The 12,591-nt window shown below is 37.4% G+C and carries 9 protein-coding genes; 3 read left to right on the top strand and 6 right to left on the bottom strand.

Annotation, left to right across the window (positions count from 1 at the left end):
* Positions 1-6: 6 nt before the first annotated feature.
* From lepB to Q0947_RS08095, 6 genes are all read right to left on the bottom strand, one after another.
* Positions 7-1,548, bottom strand: coding sequence for a signal peptidase I (gene lepB, locus Q0947_RS08120; RefSeq protein ID WP_299395269.1), 1,542 nt, complete (start codon positions 1,546-1,548; stop codon positions 7-9).
* Between the two features lie 96 nt (positions 1,549-1,644).
* Entirely contained in the window at positions 1,645-2,346 is a 702-nt protein-coding gene (dapB, locus tag Q0947_RS08115) for a 4-hydroxy-tetrahydrodipicolinate reductase (RefSeq protein WP_299395267.1), read from the bottom strand.
* 2 nt (positions 2,347-2,348) lie between these two features.
* Entirely contained in the window at positions 2,349-2,885 is a 537-nt protein-coding gene (locus tag Q0947_RS08110) for a DUF5683 domain-containing protein (RefSeq protein WP_299396696.1), read from the bottom strand.
* Between the two features lie 73 nt (positions 2,886-2,958).
* The gene (locus Q0947_RS08105; protein ID WP_299395265.1) at positions 2,959-3,858 is read right to left on the bottom strand and encodes a ParB/RepB/Spo0J family partition protein; all 900 of its coding nucleotides are present in this window, start codon (positions 3,856-3,858) and stop codon (positions 2,959-2,961) included.
* On the bottom strand, positions 3,858-4,622 hold the full coding sequence (locus Q0947_RS08100; protein WP_299395261.1) for an AAA family ATPase: 765 nt from the start codon (positions 4,620-4,622) through the stop codon (positions 3,858-3,860). Before Q0947_RS08100 ends, Q0947_RS08105 begins: the two co-directional genes overlap by 1 nt.
* Before the next feature lie 232 nt (positions 4,623-4,854).
* Positions 4,855-5,739, bottom strand: coding sequence for an SDR family oxidoreductase (locus tag Q0947_RS08095; RefSeq protein ID WP_299395257.1), 885 nt, complete (start codon positions 5,737-5,739; stop codon positions 4,855-4,857).
* 186 nt (positions 5,740-5,925) lie between these two features.
* Here Q0947_RS08095 and Q0947_RS08090 point away from each other — a divergent pair, with 186 nt between their 5' ends.
* The 3 genes from Q0947_RS08090 (at position 5,926) to yidC (ending at position 12,575) form a co-directional block, all read left to right on the top strand.
* Positions 5,926-8,694 (top strand): pitrilysin family protein, encoded by a 2,769-nt coding sequence (locus tag Q0947_RS08090; RefSeq protein WP_299395254.1) that lies wholly within the window; start codon positions 5,926-5,928, stop codon positions 8,692-8,694.
* A 240-nt stretch (positions 8,695-8,934) separates the two neighbouring features.
* Positions 8,935-10,575 carry a CTP synthase gene (locus Q0947_RS08085; protein ID WP_299395251.1) on the top strand — a complete coding sequence of 547 codons (1,641 nt, stop codon included), beginning with the start codon at positions 8,935-8,937 and terminating at the stop codon, positions 10,573-10,575.
* 101 nt (positions 10,576-10,676) lie between these two features.
* Positions 10,677-12,575, top strand: a complete 1,899-nt coding sequence (gene yidC / locus Q0947_RS08080; protein WP_299395247.1) for a membrane protein insertase YidC — start codon at positions 10,677-10,679, stop codon at positions 12,573-12,575.
* Positions 12,576-12,591: the final 16 nt, after the last annotated feature.

Genomic DNA, 12,591 nt, shown 5'->3' with positions numbered 1-12,591 from the left:
TGCTGCTTATTTAGTAGCTCTTCGTTTACGCCATGCATTAAAACCGAGTACAATACCTAAGAGAACAAGAAATGGAATAAAGTAAGATACGAGTTTCCCATTACCACCAACTGTTGTGAAAAAACGTTCCCAACGTGGACTTTTTCCATCCCAGCTCATCCAAACCAAGACTGGTTTCCCTACGACGTGGTCAAATGGAACAAATCCCCAAACGCGAGAATCTTGTGAGTTGTGACGGTTATCTCCCATCATCCAATAATAATCTTGTTTAAACGTATATTGATTCGTCACTTGACCGTCAATACTGATTTGATTGCCATTTACAGAAAGCTCACGCCCTTCATAAGCCGTAATAACATGTTTGTATAAAGGTAAGTTTTCAGGCGTTAATGTGATGGTTTTTCCTTCTTGCGGGATGTATAACGGTCCAAAATAATCGTTGTTCCAGTTATATGCCGAATTCATTGGGAAAATACCGGCATCACGATTACCTAAAGAATCTTTTCTAATTTCGATGGATGCAATATTCGGATGATTTCTTGCTCTTGCCACCGCTTCTTCAGTAGCTGCAGGAATAATCCATTTTTCGTTTTGTTGATCATAACCTAAACCATCAGTCATGTCAAAACGCTTCAATATTTCATAAACTTGAGCATTTGACGCTATCTGACCTTGAAAAGTAATGTTGTATGAAAACTGGATTCGTGCGCGGTCATTAAGTGCATTTTGCTTTCCGTTGATATACACATACCCATCTTTTATGGAGAGCGAATCCCCCGGTAAACCCACGGCACGCTTCACATAATTGGTTTTCTTGTCGATAGGCTTGTAGTAATGTTTATCGGTGTGGCGCATGTCCAGCATAGTGTCGACCGGCCAATTGAATACCACAATGTCATTGCGTTTTATCTTTTGAAAACCAGGAATTCTCATGTAAGGGAGCTCAGGTTTTGAAAGATATGATTTGACTTTTAAGACAGGAATTGTATCGTGAACCATAGGTGCAGCGACAGTCGTCATAGGAAGTCGCGCGCCATAATGAAATTTACTCACGAATAAAAAATCGCCCACCAATAATGTTTTTTCTAATGATGACGTCGGAATTGTAAACGGTTGAATAAAATAGGTGTGGACAATGGTTGCTGCAACAATAGCGAATAGAATGGAACTAATCCAATCTCCCGCAGCCGATTTAGGATGTAAACTTCTGTCCTTAACGTGTTGTACATCTGTAAAATAGTTCAGGTAATAGTTGTAAAACCCTAAAGTAACAAGGGCTAAAACCGTATCTGTAGTGGTGTTTTTTCCGAAGCTTCGCGCAGTTTCTACCCAAACTACAGGAAACATGATCAAATTGACAATTGGTACAAATAGTAAAATGGTCCACCACCAAGGTCTGTTGATGATTTTCATTAAAACCACAGCATTATATACCGGAACAAAGGCTTCCCAAGCTTTTCTACCTGCTTTTATGTATAATTTCCATGTGCCAAGTCCGTGGATAATTTGTATCACGAAAAAGAATATAAACCACTGAGTAAATGTCATCTGATAAGCTTTAGTTTTATTGTAAAAAGAGGGTTTTAGCCCTGTTTAGCAAATATATTGTTATTGATAAATCGCAATTTAAAAATCGGCAGTAAGTTAACCAATGTTTAACACATCTTTCATTGAAAATACACCCTTTTTTCCGGCTATCCATTCTGCTGCAATTACGGCGCCTAAGGCAAATCCTTCACGGCTGTGGGCAGTATGTTTTATGGAAATAGTGTCTACTTCAGACGTGTAATTGACTTCATGTGTCCCAGGAACATCTTCAATACGCTTGGCATTAATGTGTAATTCCTTAGGTTTTGCAGCATCAAGAGTCCACGTGCCGTATTTGGAATTCATAATGATATCTTCTGCTAAAGAAATAGCCGTGCCACTTGGAGCATCCAATTTTTGGGTATGATGGATTTCTTCCATACTAATGTTGTATTCAGGAAGATTGGCCATTAATTTTGATAGTGTTTTGTTCAATTCAAAAAAGATATTCACACCTAAGCTGAAATTTGAGGCATAAAGAAATGTGCCTTCTCTTTCTTTGCATAAGGCGATAACTTCATCATAATGGTGCAGCCATCCTGTAGTTCCCGAAATAACCGGAACGTTGTGGCTAAAACACTTTAAAATATTATCTACTGCGGCATCTGGCGTACTAAAATCAATTGCTACATCAACGTCTTCGAGATTATAATGGGCCGTGTTGGTGTCAACTTTTAAGACGATCTCATGTTGTCTTTGAAGTGCTATTTTTTCGATAGTTTTACCCATCTTTCCATAACCTAAGAGACCTATTTTCATGTTTAAAATTTAAAATTTAGCGTCACACCTAAGTCGGTGGAATTTTCCTGCTCGTTAAATTGAAAATGAGGTTTTAGAGCCAAATTTTCATCTAAATTATACTGTAATAAATGTGCATCAACATTAGCGTCAATGATGTTCAGGGCATATAATCCGAAGGTGATCAATAGTGACAATTCCTTGTTGCGGCGCAACGTGTTTTGTGCACGAATAAGTCCGTCGTTAGACACTTTAGGCGTTGGTCCATCACCATAAAATTCATCATCCGTAAAACCAGCAAGGCGACGTTTGTAAACATCACGGTAGCGGTTATAGTTTTTATCATTATCCAAATAAATATAGATGCCGGTACCAATTGCAGCGTAAACAATAGGGATTTTCCAATACTTTTTATTGTAGGCTTGGCCTAATCCTGGAAGAATAGCTGAGTAAAAGGCCGCTTTTGAAGGCGCCAAAATATTCATCGGTTTTCTTACGACGCTATCAGCAATAACGGCGTTTGAAATCGTTGTTGGAGAGCTATCTGTAGCTGTTGGAATAGAATCCGTTTCGGTTTGTGAAAATCCGAAGAAAGAAACAAAGCAGAATATAAAAAGAGATATATAAATGCGTTTATTTAGCACTTTGAACAAGTTTTTTGATACGGTTAAAATCCTCTTCAGAGTGGAAAGGAATACTAATAGTTCCTTTTCCGTTCTTACTCACTTTAACGTTGATTTTTTGTCCAAAGTATTCTGAAAATTCTTTGACACCATTTTTAATGAATTTCGGTAACTCCGTTTTTTCAGGACTTTTGGTCTCGCCTTTATTATGATAGTTTTTAACTAAGGCTTCCGTATCTCTAACTGATAATTTGTCAGAAAGAATTTTTTCATAGATGTCTAGCTGATGCGACTGATCTTCAATGTTTATGATGGCACGTCCGTGTCCCATTGATAAAAATCCATCACGCATCCCTGTTTGGATGATTGGATCCAACTTTAATAGACGCAGATAATTGGCGATTGTAGAACGTTTTTTACCCACACGCTCACTCATTTGCTCTTGTGTCAACTGAATTTCATCAATTAAACGTTGGTAGGACAATGCAATCTCAATAGGATCTAAATCTTGACGTTGAATGTTTTCAACCAATGCCATTTCAAGAGATTCCTGATCGTTCGCAATCCTGATATAGGCAGGAATTGTTTGCAAGCCGATTAATTTGGAAGCTCTAAAACGACGCTCCCCAGAAACCAACTGGTACTTGTTAAAATCGAGTTTTCTAACGGTTATCGGTTGAATAACGCCCAATTCCTTAATAGATGACGCTAATTCCCGAAGTGTTTCTTCGTTGAAATTAGTTCGCGGTTGGAACGGATTGATTTCAATGGCTTCCAATTCCAATTCAACAATATTACCAATTACTTTATCGGCATTTTTATCCTGAACAGATTTGATATCGTTCGCAGGATCTTTTAAAAGTGCTGATAATCCTCTTCCTAAAGCTTGTTTTTGGGTTGCTTTCGCCATTAATGGTTCTTTTTAATAATTTCCTTTGCTAAACTTAAATAGTTGGTGGCTCCTTTACTGCTCACATCATAATTAATGATGCTTTCACCAAAACTCGGCGCTTCACCTAAACGTACATTACGCTGAATAATCGTATCAAAAACCATGTCGCTAAAATGCTTTTGCACTTCTTCAACAACTTGGTTTGACAAACGTAAACGCGCATCATACATGGTTAACAACATGCCTTCAATATCTAAATTCTGATTGTGGATGCGTTGCACACTTTTTATGGTGTTCAATAATTTACCTAAACCTTCCAACGCAAAATACTCACATTGAATCGGGATAATCACCGAGTCCGCAGCTGTAAGTGCATTCAAGGTCAACAGACCTAAAGAAGGAGCGCAGTCAATCAAGATATAATCATATGTTTCTTTCAGATGGTCGATTGCTTTTTTAAGCATGTACTCGCGTTCATCCTTATCAACCAATTCAATCTCAATAGCGACCAAATCAATGTGCGCCGGAATAATATCCACATGCGGCGCATTTGTAGCAATGATACAGTCTTCTGCCGTTGCTGAATGTTCTATAAGTTGATAGGAACCAACTTCTACACCTTCTACATCAATCCCTAAGCCAGATGATGCATTGGCTTGTGGATCTGCATCTATTAATAATACTTTTTTCTCTAATGCACCTAAGGAAGCGGCTAAATTTACCGACGTTGTTGTTTTTCCAACGCCTCCTTTTTGATTGGCTATTGCAATGATTTTACCCATTAAATGATCTGGTTTTAGTCTCGGTAAAAATACGATTATTTGCGAGTTTAAAAAATGTTACTTGTTAACAAAAGAGGCTTATTTATAGTGATGAAATCTCAGAAATTATAAATCTCTTCATGGTTTATAACTAAGGGTTTAGATAGTAATTGGTCCTAAAAATGGAGACTGATTTTCTGTTCTCCTTTGGGTTATAGACTGTTAAAAGTAAATATGTTTTGGGGATTGCTTTTTAACTCTTACTTTTTTTTGCTCTAATCATGGCTTCCAATTGGTCCCACATTTCTTCAGGAATTTCTTCCAATAGGTTGAATTGTCCAGCGCCTTTAAGCCATTCGCCACCATCAATGGTAATCACTTCACCATTCACATAGGCCGAAAAGTCAGAAACCAAATAAGCAGCCAAGTTAGCCAGCTCTTGATGATCGCCCACACGATTTAATGGCACTTTTTTAGCCATATCAAACTTATCTTTTAAGTCGCCCGGCAGCAGTCGGTCCCATGCGCCTTTGGTAGGAAATGGACCAGGTGCAATAGCATTAAAACGCATACCGTATTTTGCCCATTCTACAGCAAGACTGCGCGTCATGGCCAATACGCCAGCTTTCGCCGTGGCGCTTGGTACCACGTATGCGGAGCCCGTCCAAGCATAAGTGGTTACAATATTAAGGACGGAGGTATTGGTTTGTTTGGTGTCAATCCAATGTTTTCCAAAAGCCAAAGTACAGTTTTTGGTACCTTTTAATACAATATCAATAATGGTATCAAAAGCATTGGCTGAAAGTCGTTCCGTAGGAGAGATAAAATTTCCTGCGGCATTGTTCAATAGCACATCTACTTTACCATATTTTTCCACCGCTTGTTTTAGCATGGTTTCCACCTCGTCATAATTTCTGACGTCACATTGTAAAGGCAAACAACTTCCTTTGGTGTCTTGTTCCAACTCTTCAGCGGTAGCCTTGAGTTTATCAAGGTTTCGGGAGGTAATGGCCACATTAGCACCAAGTTCTAAAAAGTATTTGGACATTGCTTTTCCCAATCCGCTACCACCACCAGTAACTACTATTGTTTTTCCTTGTAAAGCTCCATCTCTGAGCATTTTTTGAGTGTACATCATGCTAAATTTTTTATAAAAACGTGATTTTAAAATTACGGATTAAAATTTACGATCGTCATTTTAAAAAGTCAAAATTTTCTTAATAATTATAGGGTTGTGGGATTCGTACTTCAAAATTTTTGGTGGCATTCAACTAAGGATTGTAATTTTTACTACCTTTAAAGTGAATCCATTAGCAATATAATTATGAAAAAAACCAACCATTTACTCAAAACTTCACTGTTTTTGTTGTTTTGCATCTCCATGTTTTTCAATGTTGAAGCGCAAATTAAACAAGTCGCAAGTGTAGAAGGAATTACCGAATACCAATTAGATAACGGCTTAAAAGTCCTTTTATTTCCTGACAATTCTGCACAAACCATAACGGTCAACATTACTTATATGGTGGGTAGCCGTCATGAAGGCTATGGCGAAAAAGGCATGGCGCATTTGTTGGAACACATGGTTTTTAAAGGTACGCCTAACCATCCCAATATTCCTGAAGAATTGTCATCGCATGGTGCACGTCCAAACGGAACCACGTGGTATGACCGTACCAATTACTTCGAAACTTTTAATGCTACAGATGAAAATTTAGAGTGGGCGTTAGATTTAGAATCTGATCGAATGGTCAATTCCTATATCGCTAAAAAAGACTTAGAATCTGAATTTTCTGTTGTTCGAAACGAATTTGAAAGTGGCGAAAATTCACCTACTCGTGTGTTGATGGAAAAGGTGATTAGTGCCGCTTATTTATGGCATAATTACGGCAAATCCACTATTGGTAATAAATCTGATATTGAGCGTGTGCCTATTGAAAACTTACAGGCATTTTATAAAAAATACTATCGCCCGGACAATGCTATTTTAATGGTGACTGGGAAGTTCGATACTGAAAAAACATTGGCTTTAATTGAGAAAAAATTCGGTCCGATTAAAAATCCAGAAGGTAAGCTTATAGATAACCCAACCATTGAACCTGAACAAGATGGTGAAAAACGCGTAACGTTAAGCCGCGTAGGCGATTTGCAAATTGTATCGGCGCTTTACCATGTGCCTGCAGGATCTCATGAAGATGCGGCGGCCTTGGCAATTGCTGAACAGGTTTTGACTGATGAGCCTTCCGGCAGATTGTACAAAGCTTTGGTAGATGCTGGGAAATCGTCTGGTATTTGGTCTTTTTCACCGTTTAGTAAAGAACCTTCGTTCTTATATATGAATGTGGATGTGCCTTCTGATAAATCATTAGCAGATGCAGAAACAATCTTATTGTCGACGTTGGATGGTTTACCAAACAATCCAATTACGGAGGCCGAGTTGAATCGTGCGAAAGCAAATCTTTTAAAGCAGATGGATCAGGTGTTTAGGAATTCCTCCTATTTAGGGACTTATATGAGCGAGTTTATTGGTGCTGGCGATTGGCGATTGGCATTTATTTTTAGAGATCGTATTGAGGAAATGACCGTTGCTAAAGTGAATGACGCCATCAAAAAATACATGATTCCTACGAATAGGACGGTTGGAAACTTTATGCCGACTAAAAATCCTGTACGTGTTGGGATTCCGCATACTGAAAATTTAGAGGCATTGGTGGCTAATTATAAAGGTAAGGAGGCATTGGATGCCGGTGAAGCTTTTGATGTGTCTTATGAAAATATTCAAAATACTTTAAAATCGGGTAAATTAGAAAACACAGGGATTGAATATGGCCTGATTAAAAAAGATAACCGTGGTAAAACAGTCAATGTAACGTTCAATTTACGAACCGGGAACGTGGACCAATTAATGAACAAAGGTCTGGCGGCGAGATATACGGCCAGAATGCTTAATAAGGGCACCACTACAATGTCGCGTCAGGATATTGAAGATAAGTTGGCTACTTTAAAATCGTCAATATATTTTAATGGTTCTAACGGACGTGTTACTGCATCCGTAAACAGTACTGAAGAGAATCTGATGGAAACATTGGCGGTAATGACGGACATGTTGAAAAATCCATCGTTTGATGCTGCTGAATTGGAAAAATTAAAAACACAAGATCTTGCCGGTCTTGAAGAAAGTAAATCGGAGCCACAATCGGTGGTGTCTCGACAAATAGCACTATTAAACAATCGCTATAAAAAAGGGCATCCTTTATATAATAGAACTTTGGAAGAAGAAATTGAAGCGATAAAAGCCGTAGATGTTGCTAGTTTGAAAGCATATCACAAAGATTTTTATGGTGTCAATAATAGCACTTCCTTAATTGCTATTGGTAATATGGATGAGGAGGCTGTAAAATCGTATTTTGATAAAACGTATGCCGATTTCAAATCTGATAAACCCTATACTGAAATCAGCGATAAATTTCAAAATAGCAAGCCTGCAAATGAAAAGATCCTTACGCCAGATAAGAAAAACGCATTTACTTTGGGCATTCTGTCCTTTGAAGGCAGTCAATATGATAAAGACTATGCTGCCTTACAAATAGCTGGAGAAATTTTCGGCGGTGGATTCTTAAATTCTCGTATTGCTGGTCGCTTACGTCAACAAGATGGCGTTAGTTACGGTGCTGGTGGTAATGTTGGTGTGGATAGTAATAAGGATGATAAAAATTCGTCCATGTATATCTATGCAATCTACGCTCCAGAAAACGCATCCAAAGTGCAGCAAGGGTTTAAAGAGGAAATAGCACGTTATATTGCTGAAGGTATCACTGAAGAAGAGCTTAAAAATGCAGTTAATGGTTGGGTTCAGGAACAAAACGTATCAAGGGCTAAGGATAATGAGTTGGCAAGAATCATCAATTCCAATTTGTATAATAAAAGAGATATGATGTTCCAAAAGAATGTTGAAAATGAAGTTAAAAAACTGACCGTTGAAGATGTCAATAAAGTCATTAAGAAGTACTTTAAGAATTATGACAATTGGACTATAGTCAATGGAGGTGATTTTGATAATTTTGAAATCAAGAAAGAAAGTAAGAAAATAGACTGATAGATTTTCATCTAAAAAAGAAAGGCCTGCTTCAAAAATTTTCACCTTGAAGCAGGTTTTTTGCGTTTTAAATAGTCGTTTTATGTGAAATTCTTAAAAAATAAGCTGTTAAATAAGGTCTATTTTTTTGAGTGTTTTCTTGTGCTATTGCGGCCGTTCTTTCTATTCATAAATAACTAAAATTAGATGCTACAATAACTATTTAAATTTTGTAAATTTGCCTGCGTTTAACAGCGCAACATGACAACTACTACAAAATACATATTCGTCACAGGAGGAGTAACGTCTTCCTTAGGGAAAGGCATCATTGCGGCTTCATTGGCGAAATTACTTCAGGCTCAAGGCTACAAAACAACAATTCAAAAATTAGATCCGTACATTAACGTCGATCCAGGTACAATGAATCCTTATGAACATGGGGAATGCTATGTAACTGATGATGGTGCAGAAACGGACTTAGATTTAGGACACTATGAGCGTTTCTTGAATGTGACTACCAGTCAATCTAACAACGTTACTACAGGACGTATTTATCAAAGTGTTATTGAAAAAGAACGTCGTGGAGAGTTTTTGGGTAAAACCGTTCAGGTGATTCCTCATATTACTGATGAAATTAAGGAACGCGTTCAAATACTTGGGAAGTCTGGCGAATTTGATATCGTTATTACTGAAATAGGAGGGACCGTTGGAGATATTGAGTCCTTACCATATATAGAGGCAGTACGTCAGTTAAAATGGGATTTAGGTGAGCATAATGCCATCGTCATACATTTAACCTTGGTGCCATACTTATCTGCTGCAGGAGAATTGAAAACAAAACCTACCCAACACAGTGTAAAAACACTGATGGAAAGTGGAGTTATGGCCGATATTTTGGTATGTCGTACAGAGCACGAATTGCCATTGGATTTGCGTCGTAAATTGGCATTGTTTTGCAATGTGAGAGAAGAAGCCGTTATTCAATCTATTGATGCTTCTACAATTTATGATGTTCCTAATTTAATGTTGGAGCAAGGCTTAGATAAGGTAGTTCTTAAGAAACTAAATCTTCAAAGTGATGCGCCAGATTTAACGCAGTGGAATCAATTCTTAAACAAACATAAAAATCCAAAGAGCGAAATCACAATTGGCTTGATTGGAAAGTATGTGGAACTTCAGGATTCTTATAAATCAATTTTGGAAGCCTTTATTCATGCAGGCGCTGAAAATGAAGTAAAAGTAAAGGTTGAACCGATACATTCTGAGCATTTAACTGTTGAAAATGCATCACAACAATTGGCACATTTAGATGGTGTGTTGGTGGCTCCAGGATTTGGAGAGCGTGGTGTTGATGGAAAAATTGAAGCCGTTAAGTTTGTGAGAGAAAATAACATTCCGTTCTTAGGAATTTGTTTAGGAATGCAAATGGCAGTTATTGAATATTCTCGTAATGTGTTAGGCTTGAAGAATGCCAACTCAACTGAGATGAATGAACATACATCTGATCCTGTTATTGATTTGATGGAATCTCAGAAAAACGTAACAGATAAAGGAGGTACAATGCGTCTTGGTGCTTGGGCATGTCATATAGAAGACGGTAGCATCGCTAAAGATGTATATCAAAAGTCAGATATCATGGAGCGTCATCGCCATCGTTATGAATTCAATAATGCCTATAAAGCGCAAATTGAAGGCGCAGGAATGAAGGCTACAGGATTAAACCCTGACACAGGCTTGGTTGAAATCGTTGAAATTCCGTCCCATAGATGGTTTGTAGGTGTGCAGTATCATCCAGAATATAAGAGTACTGTTGCCAATCCGCATCCACTTTTTGTGGCATTTGTGAAGGCAGCATTAGATTATAAAAAAGATGCAAATTGTGTCAGTATGGCACAAAAGTAAATTTGGATGCATTTTTGTGCAGATCAATCTTATCAAAAAACAAAATTTAGTATCAATTTAAAAAGGGCCTATAAAGTCTTGTAGGTCTGAACATATAATAAATGGAAGAAAAAAAATTTGACCTCAATTCTATTATAGGATTCGTTCTTATTTTCGGAATATTGTTGTTCATGCTTTGGCAGAACAAACCAACTCCTGAGGAAATTGCAGCTCAAGAAAAGGCAAAGCAAGCGCAAATTGCTGCAGAGAAGCAACAAAATGTAGAAAAGGACACGTTCGTTTCAAAGGCTGAAGATTTTTCCAATACTACGGTTTCAGATTCTCTGAAGTTGGAAGCATTGAAAAATAAATTGGGAGCGTTTGCTTACGCATCAACGTTACCATCTGCTACAGACGCTGAAACTTTGGTTGAAACTGATTTGTTGCAATTAAAATTTAGCAATAAAGGTGGTTATTTATCTGAGGTAAAACTTAAAAAGTTTGTCTCTTATGATTCGGTGCCAATCTACATTATTAAAGATGGTAATGCGGACTTCAATATTTCTTTCTCTACTACAGATAATAGAAATCTAAATACTAAGGACCTTTATTTTGAGCCAACAGTAACTGAAAACGGAGAAAACACTGTGGTTTCGATGAAACTTAAAGTTTCTGAAAGCAAGTTTTTAGAGTACCGTTATGAGTTGAAGCCAAATGATTATATGTTTGGTTTTAATGTGCGTTCACAAGGGCTGAGTGATGTCATCAACAGTTCACAGCAAGTAAATTTAGACTGGAATACCAAAACTTACCGCCATGCAAAAAGTGTTTCTTATGAAAATAGATACACGGAACTCCTTTTTGAATATGAAGGTGGAAAAGATGATTATTTAGGGCAACAGGATGAAACTGATGATACTGCTGAAGATGTGACATGGGTGGCTCATAAACAACATTTCTTTACTTCCATTTTATTGGCAGATCAACCTTTTAAAGAAGGTTATTTTAAATCGAGAAACTTAGTTCAGGATGAGGATGTAGATACCATTTTCACCAAGGCGTTTACTACAAAATTACCGTTGGCATTGCAAGGTGGTGAATTGAATAAGAGCATGGATTTGTATTATGGTCCTAGTGATTATAAGATTTTAAATGCCTATGACAGAAACCTGGATGAAATATTACCATTAGGTTGGGGTATTTTCGGGTGGATCAACCGTTACTTGTTTATTCCACTATTTGCACTGTTAGGCTCTTTTATGCCTTACGGAATTGCAATTGTGGTAATGACGATTTTAATCAAATTATGTCTATCATTTGTACAGTACAAACAGTTCTTATCTCAAGCCAAGCTTAAGATTATCAAACCAGAATTGGATGCTATCCGTGAAAAATATAAAGACAACAAGCTAAAGATTCAGCAAGAAACAATGGCCTTACAGTCTAAGGTTGGCGCGAGTCCGTTAAGTGGTTGTTTGCCAGCACTGATTCAGTTGCCTGTGTTCTATGCCTTATTCCAATTCTTCCCATCGGCGTTTGATATTCGTCAGAAAAGCTTCCTTTGGGCAGATGATTTATCATCTTATGACACCATTGCGAACTTACCGTTCAAGATTCCTTTTTATGGAGATCACGTGAGTTTGTTCCCAATCTTGGCTTCTATTGCTATCTTTTTCTATATGAAGATGACTACAGGTCAGCAAATGGCGTCACAACCAACTCAAGAAGGGATGCCGGATATGGCAAAAATGATGAAGTATATGATTTACTTCTCGCCAATCATGATGTTATTCTTCTTTAATAACTATGCGTCAGGATTGAGTTTGTATTACTTTATCTCTAACCTTATTAGTATTGGAATTATGTTGGTCATCAAGAATTTTATTTTAGATGAAGATAAAATCCATGCTCGTATTCAGGAGAATAAAGCAAAACCTAAAAAAGAAAGTAAGTTCCAGAAGAAAATGAAAGAAATGATGGAACAAGCTGAACAACAACAGAAAAAACAAGGAAAACGCTAATTTGTTTTCTAAAATA

Origin of the sequence: uncultured Gelidibacter sp. (genome assembly GCF_947500795.1) — a bacterium.
In the GTDB taxonomy this organism is placed as follows: domain Bacteria; phylum Bacteroidota; class Bacteroidia; order Flavobacteriales; family Flavobacteriaceae; genus Gelidibacter.
Note: the sequence above shows the minus strand (reverse complement) of the source record. Positions and strands in the feature narration are given on the sequence as shown.